General features: G+C 64.5%; 18 protein-coding genes and 11 tRNA genes. 6 read left to right on the top strand and 23 right to left on the bottom strand.

Annotation, left to right across the window (positions count from 1 at the left end):
• The first annotated feature begins 51 nt into the window (after window positions 1–51).
• A complete protein-coding gene (locus tag RI032_RS04575) occupies window positions 52–756 on the top strand; it encodes a PP2C family protein-serine/threonine phosphatase (RefSeq protein WP_010483871.1) in 705 nt (234 codons plus the stop codon).
• Window positions 757–818: 62 nt separating this feature from the next.
• On the opposite strand, the gene dnaQ is transcribed toward RI032_RS04575, so the two are convergent.
• Genes dnaQ through RI032_RS04590 form a run of 3 tightly spaced genes read right to left on the bottom strand, consistent with a single transcriptional unit; the run spans window position 819 to window position 2,665 of the window.
• Window positions 819–1,550, bottom strand: coding sequence for a DNA polymerase III subunit epsilon (dnaQ, locus tag RI032_RS04580; RefSeq protein ID WP_010483873.1), 732 nt, complete (start codon window positions 1,548–1,550; stop codon window positions 819–821).
• 4 nt (window positions 1,551–1,554) lie between these two features.
• Window positions 1,555–2,007 carry a ribonuclease HI gene (gene rnhA / locus RI032_RS04585; protein WP_010483875.1) on the bottom strand — a complete coding sequence of 151 codons (453 nt, stop codon included), beginning with the start codon at window positions 2,005–2,007 and terminating at the stop codon, window positions 1,555–1,557.
• A 13-nt stretch (window positions 2,008–2,020) separates the two neighbouring features.
• Window positions 2,021–2,665 (bottom strand): methyltransferase domain-containing protein, encoded by a 645-nt coding sequence (locus RI032_RS04590; protein ID WP_010483877.1) that lies wholly within the window; start codon window positions 2,663–2,665, stop codon window positions 2,021–2,023.
• Window positions 2,666–2,676: 11 nt separating this feature from the next.
• Here RI032_RS04590 and gloB point away from each other — a divergent pair, with 11 nt between their 5' ends.
• Window positions 2,677–3,441 (top strand): hydroxyacylglutathione hydrolase, encoded by a 765-nt coding sequence (gloB, locus tag RI032_RS04595; protein WP_322547930.1) that lies wholly within the window; start codon window positions 2,677–2,679, stop codon window positions 3,439–3,441.
• A complete protein-coding gene (locus RI032_RS04600) occupies window positions 3,438–4,637 on the top strand; it encodes a lytic transglycosylase domain-containing protein (RefSeq protein WP_164191837.1) in 1,200 nt (399 codons plus the stop codon). Before gloB ends, RI032_RS04600 begins: the two co-directional genes overlap by 4 nt.
• Before the next feature lie 197 nt (window positions 4,638–4,834).
• On the opposite strand, the gene RI032_RS04605 is transcribed toward RI032_RS04600, so the two are convergent.
• From RI032_RS04605 to RI032_RS04685, 17 genes are all read right to left on the bottom strand, one after another.
• Window positions 4,835–6,790, bottom strand: a complete 1,956-nt coding sequence (locus RI032_RS04605; protein WP_019336553.1) for a peptidyl-prolyl cis-trans isomerase — start codon at window positions 6,788–6,790, stop codon at window positions 4,835–4,837.
• A 181-nt stretch (window positions 6,791–6,971) separates the two neighbouring features.
• Window positions 6,972–7,048: transfer RNA gene (locus RI032_RS04610), tRNA-Asp, on the bottom strand.
• A 106-nt stretch (window positions 7,049–7,154) separates the two neighbouring features.
• Window positions 7,155–7,231: transfer RNA gene (locus RI032_RS04615), tRNA-Asp, on the bottom strand.
• Between the two features lie 87 nt (window positions 7,232–7,318).
• Window positions 7,319–7,395: transfer RNA gene (locus tag RI032_RS04620), tRNA-Asp, on the bottom strand.
• A gap of 83 nt (window positions 7,396–7,478) precedes the next feature.
• Window positions 7,479–7,555 (bottom strand) — tRNA-Asp (locus RI032_RS04625).
• A gap of 26 nt (window positions 7,556–7,581) precedes the next feature.
• Window positions 7,582–7,656: transfer RNA gene (locus tag RI032_RS04630), tRNA-Val, on the bottom strand.
• An 11-nt stretch (window positions 7,657–7,667) separates the two neighbouring features.
• Window positions 7,668–7,940, bottom strand: coding sequence for an HU family DNA-binding protein (locus RI032_RS04635; RefSeq protein ID WP_004146343.1), 273 nt, complete (start codon window positions 7,938–7,940; stop codon window positions 7,668–7,670).
• Between the two features lie 217 nt (window positions 7,941–8,157).
• The gene (lon, locus tag RI032_RS04640) at window positions 8,158–10,611 is read right to left on the bottom strand and encodes an endopeptidase La (RefSeq protein WP_010483888.1); all 2,454 of its coding nucleotides are present in this window, start codon (window positions 10,609–10,611) and stop codon (window positions 8,158–8,160) included.
• Between the two features lie 142 nt (window positions 10,612–10,753).
• Entirely contained in the window at window positions 10,754–12,043 is a 1,290-nt protein-coding gene (gene clpX, locus RI032_RS04645) for an ATP-dependent Clp protease ATP-binding subunit ClpX (protein WP_032129320.1), read from the bottom strand.
• A 126-nt stretch (window positions 12,044–12,169) separates the two neighbouring features.
• Entirely contained in the window at window positions 12,170–12,796 is a 627-nt protein-coding gene (clpP, locus tag RI032_RS04650) for an ATP-dependent Clp endopeptidase proteolytic subunit ClpP (protein ID WP_004146318.1), read from the bottom strand.
• Between the two features lie 77 nt (window positions 12,797–12,873).
• Window positions 12,874–14,169 carry a trigger factor gene (gene tig / locus RI032_RS04655; protein ID WP_010483893.1) on the bottom strand — a complete coding sequence of 432 codons (1,296 nt, stop codon included), beginning with the start codon at window positions 14,167–14,169 and terminating at the stop codon, window positions 12,874–12,876.
• Between the two features lie 190 nt (window positions 14,170–14,359).
• Window positions 14,360–14,444, bottom strand: a tRNA-Leu gene (locus tag RI032_RS04660).
• A gap of 141 nt (window positions 14,445–14,585) precedes the next feature.
• Window positions 14,586–14,894, bottom strand: coding sequence for a hypothetical protein (locus tag RI032_RS04665; protein ID WP_010483896.1), 309 nt, complete (start codon window positions 14,892–14,894; stop codon window positions 14,586–14,588).
• A gap of 415 nt (window positions 14,895–15,309) precedes the next feature.
• A tRNA-Lys gene (locus RI032_RS04670) sits at window positions 15,310–15,385 on the bottom strand.
• Window positions 15,386–15,581: 196 nt separating this feature from the next.
• Window positions 15,582–15,657, bottom strand: a tRNA-Lys gene (locus tag RI032_RS04675).
• Window positions 15,658–15,736: 79 nt separating this feature from the next.
• Window positions 15,737–15,813, bottom strand: a tRNA-His gene (locus tag RI032_RS04680).
• A gap of 168 nt (window positions 15,814–15,981) precedes the next feature.
• Window positions 15,982–16,113: a hypothetical protein gene (locus RI032_RS04685; RefSeq protein ID WP_019336556.1), complete on the bottom strand. Its 132-nt coding sequence runs from the start codon at window positions 16,111–16,113 to the stop codon at window positions 15,982–15,984.
• 528 nt (window positions 16,114–16,641) lie between these two features.
• On the opposite strand from RI032_RS04685, the gene RI032_RS04690 reads away from it, so the two are divergent.
• Window positions 16,642–17,562 (top strand): hypothetical protein, encoded by a 921-nt coding sequence (locus tag RI032_RS04690; protein ID WP_049454898.1) that lies wholly within the window; start codon window positions 16,642–16,644, stop codon window positions 17,560–17,562.
• A gap of 75 nt (window positions 17,563–17,637) precedes the next feature.
• Complete coding sequence (locus RI032_RS04695; protein ID WP_065427980.1) at window positions 17,638–18,060, top strand: hypothetical protein; 423 nt, start codon at window positions 17,638–17,640, stop codon at window positions 18,058–18,060.
• Between the two features lie 326 nt (window positions 18,061–18,386).
• Here RI032_RS04695 and RI032_RS04700 read toward each other — a convergent pair.
• Together RI032_RS04700 and RI032_RS04705 are read right to left on the bottom strand one after the other, a co-directional pair.
• Window positions 18,387–18,463: transfer RNA gene (locus RI032_RS04700), tRNA-Arg, on the bottom strand.
• A 39-nt stretch (window positions 18,464–18,502) separates the two neighbouring features.
• Window positions 18,503–18,579 (bottom strand) — tRNA-Pro (locus tag RI032_RS04705).
• A 180-nt stretch (window positions 18,580–18,759) separates the two neighbouring features.
• On the opposite strand from RI032_RS04705, the gene RI032_RS04710 reads away from it, so the two are divergent.
• A complete protein-coding gene (locus tag RI032_RS04710) occupies window positions 18,760–19,518 on the top strand; it encodes a Bax inhibitor-1/YccA family protein (RefSeq protein WP_019336559.1) in 759 nt (252 codons plus the stop codon).
• Between the two features lie 60 nt (window positions 19,519–19,578).
• Here RI032_RS04710 and RI032_RS04715 read toward each other — a convergent pair whose 3' ends face one another.
• The gene (locus RI032_RS04715; RefSeq protein WP_322547931.1) at window positions 19,579–20,328 is read right to left on the bottom strand and encodes a sulfite exporter TauE/SafE family protein; all 750 of its coding nucleotides are present in this window, start codon (window positions 20,326–20,328) and stop codon (window positions 19,579–19,581) included.
• Window positions 20,329–20,331: the final 3 nt, after the last annotated feature.

Below are 20,331 nucleotides of genomic sequence, written 5' to 3' on the forward strand. Positions count from 1 at the left end.
CCGTCACCCGATGATGCCTGTCTCCCCAGCAACACCCCGCCCCAGCCCCCCATGATCGAATTCGGACACCTCACCCACCCCGGCATGCGCCGCGAGCTCAACGAGGACACCTACTACGGTGACAGCGAGCTGGCCTTGTGGCTGGTGGCCGACGGCATGGGCGGACCCGCCTGCGGCGAAGTGGCAAGCGCGCTGGCACGCGAGACCATCGTGCGCGAGATCCGCCGCGGCGCGCCGCTGGCGCAGGCCATCCGCACCGCCGACGAAGAGATCATCCGCGCCTCGCGCCGACGCAACGACACGCTGCCGATGGGCACCACCGTGGTTGCCGCGCGCGTGCAGGGCAATCGCTATGAAGTGGCATGGGTCGGCGACAGCCGCGCCTACCTGTGGCGCGACGGCCAACTTGCGCAGCTCAGCCAGGACCACAGCGTGGTGCAGGAACTGGTCGCGCAGGGCAACCTGACCGCCGAACAGGCGCGCGCACATCCGCATCGCAACGTGGTCACCCAGGCGCTGGGCGTGACCGATCCGGCGCATCTGAACGTGGCCACCACCAGCGGTGAACTGCGCCCGGGCATGCAGCTGCTGCTGTGCAGTGACGGACTGACCGAGGAAGTGGACGACCGCGGCATCGCCCGCACCCTCGCCTTCGACGATGCCAGCGCGCAGGAGTGCGTGGATACGCTGGTCGCGGCCGCGCTCGACGGCGGTGGCCGCGACAACATCAGCGTCATCCTGGTGCGCTGCCACTGAACCTGGTGCATGAGCCGAGCATGGGCTCGGCTCTACAGTAGATCCACGCCATGCGTGGATGTTTATGCGCTGGCGGGCTCTTCCACCTTCGGGCCATCCCACAGCGCGTGGCCAGCCTTCTTGCGCAGCCGCTCCAGTCGCGCGGCATGCGCTTCCAGTTCCGACGGCGTGGCCACCACGCGCGGGCGCGGCAGCAGCTTGCTGGTGTCGAAGGCCTGCAGCGCCGCACCGGCACCACCGCCATCGTCATCGCCCAGGCCGAAGCCGATTTCCTCCTGGCCCGAGGTCAGCGCGATGTAGACGTCGCCCAGGATCTGCGCATCGAGCAGGCCGCCGTGCAGTGCACGGTGCGAGTTGTCCACGCCCAGCCGCTTGCACAGCGCATCCAGCGAATTGCGCTGGCCCGGGAAGCGCTCGCGCGCCATCACCAGGGTATCGATCACGGTGCAGCGGTCGGTGATCTTCCCGTACTGCGGCCCCAGCAGCGACAGCTCGTTGTCGAGGAAGCCGAGGTCGAACGCGGCGTTATGGATGATCAGTTCGGCGCCATCGATGAAGGCCAGGAACTCGTCGGCGATCTGCGCGAAGTCCGGCTTGTCATCGAGGAACTCCAGGGTCAGGCCGGTGACTTCCTGCGCGCCCTGTTCGAACTCACAGTCCGGCTTGATGTACTGGTGGTAGTTGTTGCCGGTCGGGCGGCGCTTGAACAGCTCCACGCAGCCGATTTCGACAATGCGGTTGCCCTTCTTCCACTCCAGGCCGGTAGTTTCGGTATCGAGGATGATCTGACGCATGGGCTCAGTTTACCGGGCTGGCGTCGCGGATCTGGATCGCCGCGTTGCGGGCCAGGGTATCCACCCGCTCATTGTCGGGGTCGCCGGAGTGCCCCTTCACCCACCGCCAGTCGATCTGATGCCGCAGCGTGGCCGCCTGCAGGCGCTCCCACAGCTCGCGGTTTTTCACCGGATCGCCACCGGCGGTCTTCCAGTTCTTGCGGATCCAGCCCGGCATCCACTGGGTCAGGCCCTGCCTCACGTACTGCGAATCGGTATAGAGCACGATGCTGCACGGCTCGGTCAGCGACTCCAGCCCGGAAATGGCCGCCATCAGCTCCATCCGGTTGTTGGTGGTGTGCGCCTCGCCACCGCTCAGCTCACGCTCGTGGCCCTTGTAGCGCAGCAGCGCAGCCCAGCCGCCGGGGCCGGGATTGCCAAGGCAGGAACCGTCGGTGTGGATTTCGATGGTTTTCAATACAACTCCAGAATCAGGTAGCTACGGTGCCGTGCCAGCGCACCGGCAGCGGTTTCGGCCCGGGCAGGGCCAGCGTGCGTTTTTCCGCATGGAACAGGCAGGCCGCACGCAGCGGTGCCCAACCTCCGGGACGACGGCTGCCCGCACCGCGCCAGAGCGGGCCCAGGTAACGCATATCGTCGCACTCCAGCCCATGACGGCCGAGCAGCAGGCGGATCCGCTGCGGCGTGCGCACCACCAGCCCATGCTGGCGCCAGCGCGTGCGGTACGGGCTGAACGGATTGAGGCTGCTCAGCCACAGGTGGCCGCCCGGCATCAGCACGCGCTCGCACTCGTCGAGCAGCCGATCAGCGTCGGCCGCGGTGACATGCTGCAGCACGATCGCATTGACGCTTTCATTGGCCAGCGGCAACGGCAGCGCGCAGCGGGTGTCGCCGGCATAGCCCGGCCCCTGTCGATACAGGCGCAGGCCGCGCCCACCCAGCTGCGCATCCTCCAGCCAGGCCGCACTCGGCGCGATCCACAGCCAGGGCTGCGCCGGCAGCACCGACAGCTGCGGCAGCAGCAACTGTCGCTCCAGCACGCGCAAGGCCTCCGCCGGTTCACTGTCGAACCACGGGGTCTGGCTCGCTTGACGGGTACTCTGCAGCGCGGGCATGGTCCAATTCTATGCGACTGACTGCCCTGCCCGCATTTGCGGATAACTACATCTGGACGCTGATCGACGACGAGGGCGCTGCCGTGGTCGTCGACCCCGGTGATGCCGCGCCCGTGCTCGCGCTGGCCGATCAGGGCATGCGCTTGGACACGATCCTGCTCACCCATCACCACGACGATCACATCGGTGGCGTGCCGGCATTGCAGGCGCGATTCCCCGGCGTGCGGGTCGTCGCGCCGGCCGAGGAGCGCATTCCCACGGCGACCGAGCGGGTCGGTGAAGGTGAACGCGTTCAGGCATTGGGCCGGACGTTCCACGTACTATCCGTGCCCGGGCATACCCGCAGCCACATCGCGTTTCACACTGCTGAACATCTTTTCAGCGGAGATTCGTTGTTCAGCCTGGGCTGTGGACGCCTGTTCGAAGGTACGCCGTCCCAGCTGCTGGCGTCGATGCGCAAGCTGGGTGCCCTGCCCGCGCAACTGCTGCTTTGTTGCGCTCATGAGTACACCGTGTCAAATGCCGTCTTCGCGCGGCATGTCGACCCCGCCAACGCTGCCTTGTGGCAGCGCCAAGAGGAGGCTTTGGCCATGCGCCGCGATGACCGTTCCACCCTGCCGGTAACCCTGGCCGACGAATTCGACTGCAATCCCTTCCTGCGTGTGCACGCTGCACCGATCCGTGCGTCGGTATCGGCACACCTGGGCCGTGACGTCGTGGACGACGTCGACGTGATGGCCGGTCTCCGGCACTGGAAAGACGGCTTCCGCGCATGATGCGCCGAAGTCTGACGCTGGCCCTGGGGCTTGCCCTGGGGTTGGCCGGGAACGCGGGCGCGCAGTCGCTGGGTGCCGGCATCAGCCAGAACCTGACCGCTGCCGCGGCCCTGCCGCTGGACGCTTCAGCGCTGCCCGCCGCTTCGGTGCGCAACGGCCAGGAGATCTTCACCAGCTTCCGCGACGGCCTGGCCGAGCCCAGCTGCGATGCCGAGGCCACCAGCCCGCGCTGGCAGAAGCAGTTCGCCCACGCCCCCTCGCGCCTGGCCAACCAGGATGACGATGCGCTGGTGCTGTTCGGCTATGTGGTCGAAGAGCTGCGCAAGGCCAACCTGCCCACCGAATTCGCGCTGATTCCGTTCGTGGAAAGCGGCTATCGGCCCAATGCCCGCAACGGCAGCGGCCCGACCGGCCTGTGGCAGTTCATCGCCACCACCGCGCGCAACCACCGCGTGCCGATGGCCAACGGCTATGACGGCCGCCTGTCGGCGGTGGATTCCACCCAGGCCGCGGTGCGCTACCTGAAGACCCTGCACGGCATGTTCGGCGGCGACTGGCGCCTGGCCACCATGGCCTACAACGCCGGCGAGTACCGGGTACTGCAGTCCATGCGCAAGGCTGGCATGAACGCGCAGAACGCCAAGCCGGCAGCCCTGCCGGGCCTGTCGCCGGTCACCCATGCCTATGTCGAGAAGCTGCATGCCCTGGCCTGCGTGCTGGAAGACGTGGAAGACCAGCCGGGCGTGATGGCCTCGCTGGACCGCACCGTGCCGGTGCTGAAGGACCACACCCTGCCGGCCGGCACCAGCGTCCAGCAGTGGGCCGCACAGCGCGCGCTGGACCCTGCCAGGATCGCCCGCCTCAACCCGGCCCTGGCCGCCGGCAACCGCGCCTCTGGAACCACCCGGGTGCTGGCCCCGGTCTCGGCTGCCAATGCGACTGTGACGGAAACCGCGACCACACTGGTGGCCAGCACCGCACCGGTTGCAACGACCACGCCGACGCCGCAGGTGGCCAAGACCGTCGCCGCGATCGCCGACCGCCCGCGCAGCCGCCGCCACACCGTGCGTGATGGCGAGTCGGCATGGACCATCGCCCGTCGCTACGGCATGCCGGTGAAGGCGCTGCTGTCACTGAACGGCCTGAGCGGCAGCAGCGTGCTGAAGCCGGGCGCGGTACTGCGCGTCGAGGATTGAAGCAGGCGCGGTTCCGGCCGCGCCCTGCCCTGCTTCCTGTAGAGCCGAGCCCATGCTCGGCTTTTTCATGTTCGCGCCCTCCCGGGGTTCATGACAGGCCGAGCATGGGCTCGGCTCTACAGTTCAATTTCCAGCATCGCTCCCAATAAAAAAGGCCCGGCATTGCCGGGCCTTTCTCGTCCTGCCCGCCGCGAGGCTTACAGGTTCTCTTCGGTGGTCTGGATCACGAACTTCTTGCGCATCGCCTCGACGTAGGCCTTGGCTGCGGCCATGCCATCGATCTGGCTGAGCTGGTCCTTGAGCTGCTTCTGCTGCTCGGCAGTCACTTCCTTGATGTCGCCCGGGTTGACCTTGTTCACCGCGAACAGCAGCGCGTGGCCGTTGACATCCACCTTGCCATAGCTCGGCTTGCCCTCGGCCGGCACCGGCGCGCTGAAGATCGCGCGGTTGATTTCCGGAGTCGGCACCGGCTGGCTGCGCGGCAGGCCTGGCATCGGGCTCAGCTGCAGCTTCTCGCTGGCAGCCAGCGACTGCAGGGTGGCACCGGCCTTCAGCTTGGCCAGCACGGCGTCGGCGGCCTTGTCGCTGGCCTGGCGCTGGCGGTCGGCGCGGATTGCGGCGATCACCTGTTCGCGCGCCTTGTCCAGCGGCATGGCCTGTTCCGGAGTGTGCGCGGCCACGCGGATGACCACACTGTGGTTGGTCGCGCCGCCCAGGGCGATCGGGTCGCTGGCGGTCCCGTCCTGCACCAGCACGTCGGAGAACGCGGCACGCAGCACGGCCGGGTCAGCGGCGATGCCACTGGCAGTGGCACGGGTGATCGGGCCCAGGGTCTGCAGCGGCAGGTTCACTTCCTTGGCCGCAGCAGCCAGATCGCTCGGGCTCTTGTTGATGGCGTCGACCAGCTTGCCGGCCAGTTCGTTGAAGCCGCGCTCGCCGTCGGCCTTCAACTGCTCGGCAGCCAGCGTGTCACGCACTTCCTCGAAGGACTTGCCTTCGCCACCGCGCACCGCGGCGACCTTGATGATGTGGTAGCCGAAGTCGGTCTTGACCGGACCGATCACGTCACCCGCCTTGGCAGCGAACAGTGCATCTTCGAACGGCTTGACCATCGCACCGCGCTCGACCCAACCCAGGTCACCGCCCTGGTCCTTTGAACCCGGGTCTTCCGAATTGGCCTTGGCCAGTGCAGCGAAGTCGGCACCGGCCGCCTTGGCTTCGGCAGCGATCTTGTTCGCCTTGGCTTCGGCGCCGTCACCGGTGATCAGGATGTGCGCGGCCTGGCGCTGTTCCGGCGAGGTGAACTTCGCCTTCTCGTCTTCATAGCGCTTGCGAAGGGTCGCTTCGTCGGCCGCGGTCGGTGCCGGCAGGTTCGCGCCGTTGATCTCGACGTATTCCAGCGACACGCTTTCGGCCTGGCGGAAATCCTTGCCGTGGCTGTCATACCACTGCTTGATCTGTTCGTCGGTGACCGGCGCGGTATCGGCCGGTACTTCCGGCAGCGCGGCCAGCTCGACGTCGCGGGTTTCACCCAGCAGCTTCAGCAGGCGCTCGGTCTCGGCCTGGGTGACGAAGCCCGAATTCTGCAGGCCCGACGGAATCACCGACTGCTGCAGGCTCTCGCGCACCAGCTCCTGGAACTGCGTGGGCGTACGCGGCGGATTGCCACCGGCCAGGGCCAGGCGATAGTTGTTCTCGTTGAACTTGCCGTTCGAATCGAGGAAGGCCGGGATGGTGGCGATGTACTCGCGCACCGCACCGTCGCCCACCACGACACCGGCCTGCTCGCCCACCAGGCGCACGACCTGCTCGTCGATCAGCTGATCGAGCACGGCCATCTTGTTTTCAGTGCTTTCGAACGCGCGCGGGTCGAAGTTCTCACCCTGCTGCTGGCGCTCGCGCATGCGCTCCTGCTCGAAGCGGGTGCGGAAATCCTGCGCACTGATCTCGTGGTGCTGCCACAGCATGCGCACCGGCCACCACGACGGCGCCGAACGCCACCAGGTCGGCGGCGCGGAAACCTTGGCCACGTTCTGTGCGCCAACGCCACCGAGGTAGCTGTTGTCGATCACGAACAGGAACGGAATCATCAGCAGCCCCAGGATCACGGTGACGATCCAGCCTGAGGTCTTGTCGCGGAGTTTCTGCAGCATGGTGAGAATCACAAGGCCTGATTGGCGAGCCCGGCAGTGTAACCCGCTTCGCCGCAGGGACCAAAAGCAGCGCCGGCGCGGCCTGCGCCGATCTTCGTGGACCTGCACCATCAGCACATCGGCAGGCCTGCGGCACGGCCCAAAGAAAAAGCCCCCGGCTTGCGCCGAGGGCTTTTAAAGTTGGCGGAGCGGACGGGACTCGAACCCGCGACCTCCGGCGTGACAGGCCAGCATTCTAACCAGCTGAACTACCGCTCCGCGCTGAAACTTTGCAGGCGCCCAGTATATCCGAAGACTCCCTGGAAACCCAGCCCGATGAACACTTTTTTCAAAGTTTTTTCACAGGGACTTAAGAATTCTGCAATGGCGGAGCGGACGGGACTCGAACCCGCGACCTCCGGCGTGACAGGCCAGCATTCTAACCAGCTGAACTACCGCTCCGTTCTTGCAAAAACCTTTTCGCCTTCTTCCCGAACCTGTCGGTGAGAAGACAAGGCCCCCGGCTTCAGGCCGGGGGCCTCGATGTAGTGGCGGAGCGGACGGGACTCGAACCCGCGACCTCCGGCGTGACAGGCCAGCATTCTAACCAGCTGAACTACCGCTCCGCATTGTTGCTTTTTTGTTTTCCCACTGGCCTGGACCGGGGAGAAAACAAAGCCTCCAGCTTTTGGCCGGAGGCCTCGTTGAATGGCGGAGCGGACGGGACTCGAACCCGCGACCTCCGGCGTGACAGGCCAGCATTCTAACCAGCTGAACTACCGCTCCACACTCAAACTTTTACCGCGGTGCTGTGGTGGGTGCTGAGGGTTTCGAACCCCCGACCCTCTCCGTGTAAAGGAGACGCTCTACCGCTGAGCTAAGCACCCCAGCGAGCCGCTTAGTTTACAGCATCCTTCAGGGCCTTACCAGCCTTGAACGACGGATTCTTCGAAGCAGCGATCTTGATGGTGTCGCCGGTCTTCGGGTTGCGGCCGGTGCGGGCAGCACGGTCGCGGACCTGGAAGGTACCGAAGCCAACCAGGGTGACCGCATCGCCGTCCTTCAGCGCCTTGGTGACGGCAGCAACGACGGCATCGACAGCGCGGCTGGACTCGGCCTTGGTCAGGTCGGCAGCTTCAGCAACGGCATCGATCAATTCGGTCTTGTTCATTCTCTACAACTCCTTTGGCGGTGGGTTCCGCTTATTCGACAGGGAAGCAACCGCATGCCTTCTGCATGCGGCCGCCATGTGGAAACGGTTCGCCGATTCAGTCATCGCTGACAGCGATCACTCATTCGCGAGTGCTGCTTTTATACCAGTGGCCCTACCCCCACGCAAGCTGGAAAGCCAGCAACGACGCGGGTTTCGGGCCATTGGACAGCGCGCGTCAATGCTTGACGCGCGCGCTTCCACTCGGTTTGGCCTTGCTGCGCACCGTGACACGTTGCGCACTCTTGCGCGCCTTCTTCGGTGCCAGCGGACGCTCCAGCGCCAGGTCCAGGACTTCTTCGATGTACTTCACCGGCACGATCTCCAGATCGCGGGTGACGTTGGCCGGAATGTCTGCAAGGTCCTTGCGGTTCTCTTCCGGGATGATGACCGTGCGGATGCCGCCACGCAGTGCGGCCAGCAGCTTCTCCTTCAAGCCACCGATGGCAGTGACGCGACCCCGCAGGGTGATCTCGCCGGTCATCGCCACGTCGGCACGCACCGGCACCTTGGTCAGCATCGACACCAGCGAGGTGACCATCGCCGCGCCGGCGCTCGGGCCGTCCTTCGGCGTGGCGCCATCGGGCACGTGCAGGTGCACGTCGTGCTTCTGCAGGAAGTCGCTGTCGATGCCGAAGCCGACCGCGCGCGAACGCACCACCGACAACGCCGCCGACGCCGATTCCTTCATCACGTTGCCAAGCTGGCCGGTCAGGATCAGCTGGCCCTTGCCCGGCACCAGCGTCGATTCGATCTGCAGCAGATCGCCACCGACTTCGGTCCACGCCAGGCCGGTAACCAGGCCGATCTCGTTTTCTTCCTCGGCACGGCCGAAGTCGAAGCGACGCACGCCCAGGTACTTGTCCAGGTTCTTGCTGGACACGCTCACCAGCGCCTTGGACTTCTTCGCACCCTTCTTCGCCTTCGCCGCCGGCTGCGGGCCGGCCAGTGCTATCTCCTTCACTACCTTTCGGCAGATCTTGGCGATCTCGCGTTCCAGGTTGCGCACGCCCGATTCGCGCGTGTAGTAGCGCACGATGTCCTGGATGGCATCACTGCCGATCTCCAGCTCTTCCGGCTGCAGGCCGTTGGCCTTGATCTGCTTGGGCACCAGGTAGCGGGTGGCGATGTTGAGCTTCTCATCCTCGGTGTAGCCGGGGATGCGGATCACTTCCATGCGGTCCAGCAACGGGCCCGGAATATTGAGCGAGTTCGAGGTGGCCACGAACATCACTTCGGACAGGTCCAGGTCCACTTCCAGATAGTGGTCGTTGAACGCGTTGTTCTGCTCCGGGTCGAGCACTTCCAGCAGCGCCGAAGACGGATCGCCACGGAAGTCCATCGACATCTTGTCGATCTCGTCGAGCACGAACAACGGGTTCTTGCTGCCGACCTTGTTGAGGTTCTGCACGATGCGGCCCGGCATCGAACCGACGTAGGTACGACGGTGGCCACGGATCTCGGCCTCGTCACGCACGCCGCCCAGCGACATGCGCACGAACTTGCGGTTGGTGGCCTTGGCGATGGACTGGCCCAGCGAGGTCTTGCCCACGCCCGGCGGCCCGACCAGGCACAGGATCGGGCCCTTCATCTGCTTCACGCGCGACTGCACCGCCAGGTACTCAAGGATGCGCTCCTTGACCTTCTCCAGGCCGTAGTGATCGGCATCGAGGGTGTCCTGCGCCACCTTCAGGTCCTTGCGCACCTTGCTGCGCTTCTTCCACGGCACGCCCAGCAGCCACTCCAGGTAGTTGCGCACGACCGCGGCTTCGGCCGACATCGGCGACATCTGCTTGAGCTTGTTCAGTTCGTTGCGCGCCTTGGCTTCAACGGCCTTCGGCATGCCGGCTTCGGCGATCTTGCGGGCCAGCTCTTCCAGCTCGCCCGGCGCGTCGTCCAGGTCACCCAGTTCCTTCTGGATGGCCTTCATCTGTTCGTTGAGGTAGTACTCGCGCTGGCTCTTCTCCATCTGCGACTTCACGCGGCCGCGGATGCGCTTTTCCATCTGCTGCACGTCGATCTCGCCATCGACCAGGCCGACCAGCATCTCCAGGCGATCGCCGACGGCCAGCGTTTCCAGCAGGCGCTGCTTGTCGGCCAGGCGCACGCTGATGTGCGCGGCGATGGTGTCGGCCAGGCGCGCCGGCTCATCGATGCCCGACAGCGTCTGCAGCAGTTCCGGCGGCAGCTTGCGGTTGGTCTTGACGTACTGCTCGAACAGCGACATCAGCGAGCGGGCGATCGCCTCGACCTCGCGCGCTTCGCGCTCGTCGGTGGCGTCGATTTCCACCGCCTGCCCATGCAGCGAGCCGTTGCGCTCGTCGACGTGGGTGACCTGCACGCGCGACAGGCCTTCGACCAGCACCTTGATGGTGCCGTCGGGCAGCTTCAGCAGTTGCAGCACCTGCGCCAGCGTACCGACCTGGTAGAGATCGGCCGCATGCGGGTCATCGGTCTCGGCCGACTTCTGCGCCAGCAGCAGGATGCGCTTGTCCGCCTCCATTGCCTGTTCGAGCGCGTGCATGGACTTGTCACGGCCGACGAACAGCGGGATGACCATGTGCGGGAACACCACTACGTCGCGCAGCGGCAGGACCGGCAGGTCGAGGGTTTCACTTGGGGAACGGGCCATGGGGGCTCCAGGGAAGGGGAAAACCGCCTCCGGGAGGGCATCTTCCGGAGACAAAAAAAGCCGATGGCCCCGTTATGGGGCCATCGGCTTTCAGATGCAAGGCATTCCTTGAAAATCCTTTCCAATCAACAACCTGGAAGGATCACTCAGCGCCTGCGGCCTTCTGTTCAGGGGCCGCCGGGGTCTGGTAGATCAGGTACGGCTCGGACTTGTGCTCGATCACCGATTCGTCCACCACCACCTTGCTGACGTTTTCCTGCGACGGCAGGTCGTACATGGTGTCCAGCAGGACCGATTCGACGATGGTGCGCAGGCCACGGGCGCCGGTCTTGCGCTTGAGCGCCTTGCGGGCGATGGCCGACAACGCGTCCGGACGGAACTCCAGTTCGACGTTCTCCATCTCGAACAGCTTCTTGAACTGCTTGGTGATGGCGTTCTTAGGCTCGGTCAGGATCCTGATCAGGGCCGGCTCGTCCAGCTCCTCCAGGGTCGCCACCACCGGCAGGCGGCCGACGAACTCGGGGATCAGGCCGAACTTGATCAGGTCTTCCGGCTCGACTTCGGCCAGCACCTTGCCCACTTCCTGCTTGCGCTCGCTGCTCTTCACCTTGGCGCCGAAGCCGATGCTGCCGACGTCGGTGGAACGGGCCTGGATCACCTTGTCCAGCCCGGCGAACGCGCCGCCGCAGATGAACAGGATGTTCTTGGTGTCCACCTGCAGGAATTCCTGCTGCGGATGCTTGCGGCCGCCCTGCGGCGGAACGCTGGCCACGGTACCTTCGATCAGCTTCAGCAGGGCCTGCTGCACGCCTTCGCCGGACACATCGCGGGTGATCGACGGGTTCTCGCTCTTGCGCGAGATCTTGTCGATTTCATCGATGTAGACGATGCCCTGCTGCGCCTTCTCGACGTCGTAGTCGCACTTCTGCAGCAGCTTCTGGATGATGTTCTCCACGTCCTCGCCCACGTAACCGGCTTCGGTCAGCGTGGTGGCGTCGGCCATGGTGAACGGCACGTTGAGCAGGCGGGCCAGGGTCTCGGCCAGCAGCGTCTTGCCCGAACCGGTCGGGCCGACCAGCAGGATGTTCGACTTCGCCAGTTCGACGTCGTCGTTCTTCTGCCGGCTCTCGATGCGCTTGTAGTGGTTGTACACGGCCACGGCCAGGGTGCGCTTGGCGCGGTTCTGGCCGATCACGTACTGGTCGAGCACCTCGAGGATCTCGCGCGGCTTCGGCAGCGAACTGCGCGCCGACTGCGCCTTTTCCTCAAGTTCCTCGCGGATGATGTCGTTGCACAGCTCCACGCATTCATCACAGATGAACACGCTCGGACCCGCAATCAGCTTGCGCACTTCATGCTGGCTCTTGCCGCAGAAAGAGCAGTAGAGGATCTTGCCGGTGTCCGTGGAACGACCTTGGCGGTCTTCGCTCATGCTTCGCTTACCCAGTTACCCCACCCGCTGAACGGGGGTTCGATTCGAGAATAGCACAGGGCCGAGGGGACACCAGTCCCGCCCGACCCTGCAGGAACGGGGCCTCCATGGCCCCGTGAAGGCCGGTCAGCCGGCCTGGATCGACTCATCCGGACGACGCTCCAGGACCTGGTCGACCAGACCGTAGGCCTGCGCCTCGAAGGCGCTCTTGAAGTTGTCGCGCTCGGTGTCACGCGCGATCGTCTCCAGCGACTGGCCGGTGTGCTTGGCCAGCACCTCGTTCAGGCGCGAACGCAGGGTGAGGATCTCACGTGCGTGGATGTCGATGTCCGTGGCCTGGCCCTGGTAGCCGCCCAGCGGCTGGTGGATCATCACACGCGAGTTCGGCAGCGCATAGCGCTTGCCGGCTTCGCCCGCGGCCAGCAGCAGGGCGCCCATCGAGGCAGCCTGGCCGATGCAGGTGGTGCTCACATTCGGCTTGATGTACTGCATGGTGTCGTAGATCGCCATGCCGGCGGTGACCACGCCACCCGGCGAGTTGATGTAGATGTTGATGTCCTTTTCCGGGTTCTCCGATTCCAGGAACAGCAACTGCGCCACCACCACGTTGGCCATGTGATCGTCGATCGGGCCCACGAGGAAGATCAGGCGCTCCTTCAACAGGCGCGAATAGATGTCGTAGGCACGCTCGCCGCGGCTGGTCTGCTCGACCACCATCGGAACCAGGTTCAGGGCTTTGGTTCGGTTGTCCATTACGTGAGGTACCTATCTTGGGGGGGCAACAACCCCGCGCCGGCAAAGGCGCGGGGCATCCGGTGATCCGCCCGGGCTTACTGGCGGATCGCGTCCTGGAACGACAGCTTCTCTTCGGTGTGCTGGGCACGCTCGGCGATCCAGTCGATCACCTGCTCTTCCATCACACGGTTCTGCAGGCCAGACATCAGCTGGGGGTCATTGCGGTACATCTCAATGACCTGCTCCGGCTCTTCGTAGGTCGAAGCGATCAGACGCATCGTTTCGTTCAGGCGCTTGGCTTCCAGGCGCAGGTCGTTGATGCGGGCCACTTCACCGACCAGCAGGCCGACCAGCACGCGCTTGGCGGCCGCTTCCTTGAAGCCTTCGTGGGCATCGGCCGGGATCTCGCCAACGTTCTGGCCGTTGCGGCGGATCTGCTCGACCTGCTGGGCCAGCATGGCGCGGGCTTCGTTCTCGACCAGGCGCGGCGGCATTTCCACCGAGGAATAGGCGGCGATCAGCTGCTCGCCGACCTCGCGGCGCAGGCGGTTCATCAGGGCACCCTTCAGCTCGCGCTCCAGGTTGGCGCGGATGTCGCTGCGGAACTGCTCCACGTCGCCGCCCTTCACGCCGAAGCTCTTGATGAAGGCTTCGTCGACCGCCGGCACGACCGGCTCGGAGACTTCGGCAACCTTGACGGTGACCTGCACGGTCTTGCCGGCCAGCACCGGCACGCGCCAGTCAGCCGGGAACTCGACGTCCAGGGTCTTCTCTTCACCCTTGGCCAGGCCGACCAGGCCCTTTTCGATGGTCTCGAACATCATGCCCTGGCCGAGCACGATCGAACCCTTCTCGGTGCCTTCGGCCGGCAGGCGCTCTTCGCCGGCCTGCGACCAGGTTTCCACCGCGACCAGGTCACCGTCCTGCGCGCCACGGCTGACCGGGGCCCAGGTACGACGCTGGTTCTGCAGGTTCTCGATCATCTGGTCGATGTCGGCGTCGGTGATCTCGGCGGTATGGCGCACGACGGTCAGCTTGCTGACGTCGATGTCGCCGAAGTCCGGCACCACTTCCACGGTGGCCACGAAGGAGAACTCACCCTCGTCGCCCTTGTCGATGCGCGGGCTGCCGACGATGCGCAGGTCGTGCTCGCGCACGGCCGCGTCGAAGGTTTCGCGCAGCAGGCCGTCCAGCGCCTCACCACGGACCTGCGCGCCGAAGCGCTGCTCGATCACCTTGGCCGGCACCTTGCCCGGACGGAAACCCTTGATGCGGGTGGTACGGGCGATTTCGCCCAGGCGGCCGACGATGTGGCTCTGCAGACGCTCTTCCGGCAGCGAGAAGCTCAGGCGGCGTTCCAGGTTGCCGGTGGATTCGATCGAAGCTTGCATGTTGACTCCTGCCACCGGTGGCCCACGCCCCCGGCTCGATGATTGGGATGAAACGGTTGTAAGGACACGACGTCTGGGACGCGCCTGCTTGCCGCAGCCCTTTAGTTTCGCCCAATTCGGCCTGCACTGCCAGCGCATGCCGGTCAAGGGGGGCGCAGATGGCCCGATCAGGGCGGGGACAGGCCGGCACTGGTGCGAAAGGGGGGACTCGAACCCCCACGCCTTGCGGCACTGGAACCTAAATCCAGGGCGTCTACCAATTCCGCCACTTTCGCGTGGCCGGCTCAGGCATTCATTGTCGCAGGCGACGGCGGGAATCGGAAGGCCTGCACAAAACTGAACATGACAGCCCTGTGCTCATTGCCCGCGCCAAAGGCCGCCCCGAAGGTCGTGCGACCGTTCGGGACGGCGGCGACTCAGTGCTTCGCCTCGGCAGGGGACGCAGGTGCGTCAGCGCCCTGCCCGGCCGCCACATCCACCTTGCGGATGTCCACGCCACCCTTGTCGGTGCGACGCAGCCCCATCGCCTCCGGCGCAGCCTCACCCTCCACCGGCTGCGCCGGCTGCATCTGCATGGTGTCACCGACCGGGCGCGCCGGAACCGCCCCTGTACCTGCATCGCGCTCCATGGTCTGCGCCGGATCACGTTCCGGCGCGCAGGCCACCAACACCAGCAACGCAAATGAAACCCACAGCCCCCGGCGCAGTCGTTTCATATCGGCCATCAGGATCTTCCTTCGTACATGCATGCGCTCTCGGCGCGGAAGATCCATTGGGTGCGATGAAGGGCGCAGCGCGGTGAGAAGCAGCGCACAGCATTGAAAACACTGATGACGCGTATGCCCCTGATTTCAGCATCGCTTCAGTAGATCCACGCCATGCGCGGATGAAACGCCACCCGGCGAACAGGCAAGAAAAAAGCCACTTGGCGAACCAAGGGGAAGCTGCTGCGCATTCGCGCCGCAGCCCCACGCTTTGCATGGCAAAGTGCGGGCCCCACTTCACCAGCCCCCACATCCCCGCGGCTTCGCCGCGCCCCCTTGACTCAAGGGGGCTCCACTCCAGCCAGCACCGCTGGTATCTGCAGACGCCACGAACAGGCAAGAAAAAAGCCACTTGGCGAACCAAGTGGCTTTCGTCTGGTGGGCTGTCAAGGATTCGAACCTTGGACCTATTGATTAAGAGTCAACTGCTCTACCAACTGAGCTAACAGCCCGAAATCGGGGCGCGAATTATGACCCGATCCGCTCGGTGGGTGCAAGCACTTTTTTCAACGTGGTTGAAACCAGCACTGCGGTCCCGCTGCTGCTGCAGATCCGCGCCGAGCGGGTTCTGCAACGCGTGCCCCATCGAAACGATGGGAGTCACACCTAAAGAAAAAAGCCACCTGGGGTACCAGGTGGCTTCTGTCTTGGTGGGCCGTCAAGGATTCGAACCTTGGACCTATTGATTAAGAGTCAACTGCTCTACCAACTGAGCTAACGGCCCGTGAAACTCAGACGCACATTGTAGCGTGCTTTCTGTTTATTGCAATACCGTTTCGGCTGCGCCGATGCGGTTGAATCAGTGGGGTGGCTGAGGGGATTCGAACCCCCGACCACCGGAATCACAATCCGGTACTCTAACCAACTGAGCTACAGCCACCACTGAAACTTTCGCTCCACCGCCGATGAGGCTGACGTTGGAACTTGATGCTTTGCTACCGGGCGGAACCAGAAGTCCGTCCCCCGAAGCGAGTCCGGCATTTTCCGGGAGTCGCGAAGGAATTGCAAGCACTTCTTCACATTGATGTGCAGGGGCCGGAACAGGAGATCAGAGCTGCTCCGCCGAGATCACACGCACGGCGTCCCCATGCTCGTCCAGGAATGACAGCGTGGCCTCCCCCTTCGGCGTGACCTGCAACTGCTGGCGCGGCTGGCCCGCTCCGTCGAGCAGCTGAAACATCGCATTGTGCGACTGCGTCCTGCCAGGAAACACACGACGGGTAATGGCTTGCACACCTGCGCGTGCAAGCGCTCATCTTCGGCCGAGAACATCGGCCGCCGCTGTCCATCGGCAACATCGTTTCGATCACGTCGATCGACGCACTGCGTTGGTCCGTCGCCCCCGTCAGCAGGCCAGTCAACGCCAGCGAGGTGACACCGCCGCAGTACAGGGCAAGCCGCCGTTGGCAACTGCGCAGACGATGCACTTCGGCCAGCACCTGCTCTACCTCTCCCGCGCCTTTCCAAACTGCATCTCATGCCGAGCGCCAGAAGGTGCGTGCCGCCTGCGCCGAAGGTCAGGCGCAGGCAAACAGCTCGCCATGGTCGGACGCACTCCCGACGGCGTGAACGATTGGTGAACGAATCGTGAATGAATCTCAAACGGGAATGGGGGAGATCCATTCATACAACGTTAGCTGCAGGACATGGAACGCGAGGCGCACGTTTGCAACCATGCCGGTTCCTGCAATGAAGGTGAGATCAATAGATGAGCAAGCGGCTAATCGGATTCGTCACGCTGGCAGCGGTGCTGGCAGTGGCAGCCGTTGCAATGTACGGCTACCGGCAGCAGCCAGCTGCCGATGCCACGGCAGAGGAATCCGGGAACAGTGGCAGCCTTGATGAAAGGCCCGACCAGGGAAGGCAGCTTCCGGCGTCAGGTGCGGCGGCCGCGCAGAGGCTGGAGCGGGACAACAAGATCCCGCCGGGCTCGTACAAGGCAGTGGGCCCCAAAGCCTACGAGATCGTAAGAGGCAATGAGTTCCGGCCTCCCGGTGACGCGCTCGCCCACGTCAAGCAACTGATGCTGCGCTCCGAATCCGGAGATGCCACGGCAACCTACGAAATCTATCGAACCATCGAGCAGTGCCAGACCTTCATCTCGGATCGCGCTGACAAGCTGGCGGATTCAGCCACCACGGTCGGGTCCGGCAACTGGTTCCTGGAGCGATCGGAACGAATCCTCAAAGAGTGCGAGTCGCTGGCTCTGGATCAGGACATCTATCACGCCGATTGGCTTTCGAAGGCCGCCGCCATGGGCTCGCAGGAAGCGATGCGCGCTTACTCGCGATCGCCGGAGAAAGTCATCGGTTCGCTTGATGACGCAATCCGTGATCCCGCGGCGCTCGAGGCGTGGAAGGACACCGCCACCGGATATCTGCGCGAACTGGAATCACAAGGGAACGTCAATGTCATCAGCGACATGGCGATGGCCTACACGTATGGCGGCATCGTTCCTGCGGATCCCGTTGCCGCCCTGGCGTACACCCGCGTCCTCAACCGGCTGGACCCACGTTTTGCCACCACCACTGACATTGCCAACCATGAGAAAAACCTGAGCAGCCAAGAGAAAGAGAAAGCCCGCATTTCATCGAACGAAATCTTCAAGAACTGTTGCATCCCACGATAAGGACCTATTGTGAAAGCTAGACTGATTGGGATTATCCCTTCGCTTGGTAGAAACTCCATTCCCGCCATTGCAGGCGTGCTGCTGTTCATGGCAGCCGGGAGCCTTCAAGCGAAAAAGCTTCCTGGCGTCATCAACTGCACCGCCGGATGCACGCTGACAACCCCGTATCCCGATCCGGTGACCAACCAGCAGCTTTCCCAAGAGGTCCAGAAGCTCAATGACGGCCGGACCACCGTCTGGACAGCCCAGACGCGAGTCCAGACCGGCGATGTCCTGACCGTCTGCAACGGTATTTCCTGCGTCAACTACACGTGGCGAGGTGCAGGTTTCGACTCCGGCGAAGTGATTTCGACCGTCCTCCCGCCCAACTCCCGGGGCGGTGGTGGTGGCGGCGGTGGTGGTGGCGGCGGCGGCGGTGGCAGCGGCCCGATCAGCGGCGGCTGCCACGGCAACTGCGGTGGCGGCAAGGTCCGGGTGGGCGAACTGGAACAGATGTGATCCATCCAGGGCGCACTCGACCAGAGTGCGTCCATCGCGACCATCGCGACTTGGGAAAGGCCAGCGCATAGCGCTGGCTTTTTTTCGTTGCCGGGCACATTGCCCCAACCCAGGCGGCGCTGCTCAAGCACCTGCGGAGTGAGCCGATCATCGCCAGACGCAGGTTCACCGCAACCCGCCTGGCATCACGCCGTGCGACTGCCCCCCAGGCAAAGGGCATCTTTCATCGGAAAAGAGGAAGGTGGGATGCTCGCCACCCAGGATTGCCCAGCCATCGAATGGGAACCGATGTTCGCGGGCGTGAGTTCATAAACCATTGATTCCAATGGCGCGCCCGACAGGAATCGAACCTGTAACCGCCGGCTTAGAAGGCCGGTGCTCTATCCAGTTGAGCTACGGGCGCCCGAACCGGAACGGTGTCCAATCCGACGTGATGTGGGATTGGTCGGGGTAGAGGGATTCGAACCCCCGACATCCTGCTCCCAAAGCAGGCGCGCTACCAGACTGCGCTATACCCCGGTCTTGCAATCCCCTCGGGCCATGCCCGGGGAGCTGGTCATTGTCGCCAAGCGCATTGGGAACTGTCAACGCAGGATGTGCAGATCCGGCGCCTGCCACAACGCCGAAAGCAGTCATCGGCTATGCTCACGCCCATCGGCCGGATGGCCGTCCAGACCCTCATTCGCACGGAGAACGCGCATGCGCAGCGGCAACCCGGCTCTTTCCGAGTCCACCTTCCTCGACCTCGCCAGCGGCTCGGTGGTGACCAGCCCCGACCAGGCAATGACCCTCAACGGCACCGTCAACAAGACCGGTTTCCTGCTGCTGTTGACCGTGCTGACGGCCGCTTTCGCCTGGAACCAGACCATCGACGACTACGGTCAGGTTTTGCCCGGTGCCAGGCTGTATGCCATGGGCGGCGCCATCGGCGGCCTGGTGCTGGCGCTGATCACCGTCTTCAAGAAGGAATGGTCGCCGGTCACCGCGCCGATGTACGCGCTGGTGGAAGGCCTGTTCCTCGGCGCCATCTCGGCCGTGTTCAACGCCAAGTTCCCGGGCATCGTGTTCCAGGCCGTGCTGCTGACCTTCGGCACTCTGTTCGCGCTGCTGTTCGCGTACCGCAGCGGCCTGATCAAGGCCACCGAGAACTTCAAGATGGGCGTGGTCGCGGCCACTGGCGGCATCGCCCTGCTCTACCTGGCATCGTTCGTGCTCGGCTTCTTCAACATCAACGTGCCGGTGATCCATGACTCCAGCTGGCTGGGCATCGCCTTCAGCCTGTTCGTGGTGGTCGTGGCCGCGCTGAATCTGGTGCTGGACTTCGACTTCATCGAGACCGGTGTCGCCCAGCGTGCACCGAAGTACATGGAGTGGTATGGCGCATTCGGCCTGATGGTGACCCTGGTCTGGCTGTACGTTGAATTCCTGCGCCTGCTGTCGAAAATCCAGCAGCGCTGAGCCGCAACATGCAATAGACGACAAAGGGCGCCCTTCGTGGCGCCCTTTGTCGTTCCTCCCTCAGCGCGCCAGCAGCACCGGCAGCGACGATGCCAGCAACGCGATGCCTGACGCGGTCAGCAGGCCCAGCACGAGCTGCCGGAAGCGCGCCTCGCTGATGCCGATGTAGACCCTTGCACCCAGCAGGGTCGGCACCAGTATGGCCGGTGCCACGATGGCGAAATACGGCAGCATCTGCCGGCTGACCAGGCCGCTGCCGACATAGGTGGCCATGGTCACCGCCAGCATCGCCAGGTTGAAGTTCTGGATGACCGCGCGCTGTTCGTCCTTGCCGAAGCCTCGCAGGGTGCTCCACAACGTCGGCACCGGCCCGGCAAAGCCGCCAATGCCACTGAGCACGCCACCGGCCATGCCAGCAATCGCATCACCGATACGGCCGCCGACGCGGACCGGAGGCAACGAGCGCGCCATCAGCATCACCGGGCACCACAGCGCCAGGAAGCCGCCCAGCAGCGCCTTGAACCAGTCCATGTCCAGCTGCGGCAGCACCATCACGCCCAGCGGAATGCCGGCCAGCCCGCCCAAGACGAAGGGCAGCAACAGGCGCAGGTTGAAGCCACGGCGCACGGTGAACACAGCCACCAGCTGACCGACCAGCGCACCAAACACCGACAGCGTCGCCGCTAGCCGCGGCTCCAGTCCCCATGCCCAGAACGACATCGCCACCATGCCAAAGGCGAAGCCGGACAGGCCCTGCACGAATCCGGCGACGATCGCGCCCAGCGCGACCAGCAGATACACCGACTCCATCAC

This window comes from Stenotrophomonas geniculata (assembly GCF_034508895.1).
In the GTDB taxonomy this organism is placed as follows: domain Bacteria; phylum Pseudomonadota; class Gammaproteobacteria; order Xanthomonadales; family Xanthomonadaceae; genus Stenotrophomonas; species Stenotrophomonas geniculata.

Excerpts from the sequence above, each read along its gene's own strand:
- RI032_RS04575 (WP_010483871.1), top strand. The coding sequence starts at position 52 with ATGATCGAATTCGGACACCTCACCCACCCCGGCATGCGCCGCGAGCTC.
- dnaQ (WP_010483873.1), bottom strand. The coding sequence starts at position 1,550 with ATGCGTCAGATCATCCTCGATACCGAAACTACCGGCCTGGAGTGGAAG.
- RI032_RS04590 (WP_010483877.1), bottom strand. The coding sequence starts at position 2,665 with ATGCCCGCGCTGCAGAGTACCCGTCAAGCGAGCCAGACCCCGTGGTTC.
- gloB (WP_322547930.1), top strand. The coding sequence starts at position 2,677 with ATGCGACTGACTGCCCTGCCCGCATTTGCGGATAACTACATCTGGACG.
- RI032_RS04600 (WP_164191837.1), top strand. The coding sequence starts at position 3,438 with ATGATGCGCCGAAGTCTGACGCTGGCCCTGGGGCTTGCCCTGGGGTTG.
- RI032_RS04605 (WP_019336553.1), bottom strand. The coding sequence starts at position 6,790 with ATGCTGCAGAAACTCCGCGACAAGACCTCAGGCTGGATCGTCACCGTG.
- RI032_RS04635 (WP_004146343.1), bottom strand. The coding sequence starts at position 7,940 with ATGAACAAGACCGAATTGATCGATGCCGTTGCTGAAGCTGCCGACCTG.
- lon (WP_010483888.1), bottom strand. The coding sequence starts at position 10,611 with ATGGCCCGTTCCCCAAGTGAAACCCTCGACCTGCCGGTCCTGCCGCTG.
- clpX (WP_032129320.1), bottom strand. The coding sequence starts at position 12,043 with ATGAGCGAAGACCGCCAAGGTCGTTCCACGGACACCGGCAAGATCCTC.
- clpP (WP_004146318.1), bottom strand. The coding sequence starts at position 12,796 with ATGGACAACCGAACCAAAGCCCTGAACCTGGTTCCGATGGTGGTCGAG.
- tig (WP_010483893.1), bottom strand. The coding sequence starts at position 14,169 with ATGCAAGCTTCGATCGAATCCACCGGCAACCTGGAACGCCGCCTGAGC.
- RI032_RS04665 (WP_010483896.1), bottom strand. The coding sequence starts at position 14,894 with ATGGCCGATATGAAACGACTGCGCCGGGGGCTGTGGGTTTCATTTGCG.
- RI032_RS04685 (WP_019336556.1), bottom strand. The coding sequence starts at position 16,113 with ATGTTTCAGCTGCTCGACGGAGCGGGCCAGCCGCGCCAGCAGTTGCAG.
- RI032_RS04690 (WP_049454898.1), top strand. The coding sequence starts at position 16,642 with ATGAGCAAGCGGCTAATCGGATTCGTCACGCTGGCAGCGGTGCTGGCA.
- RI032_RS04710 (WP_019336559.1), top strand. The coding sequence starts at position 18,760 with ATGCGCAGCGGCAACCCGGCTCTTTCCGAGTCCACCTTCCTCGACCTC.
- RI032_RS04715 (WP_322547931.1), bottom strand. The coding sequence starts at position 20,328 with ATGGAGTCGGTGTATCTGCTGGTCGCGCTGGGCGCGATCGTCGCCGGA.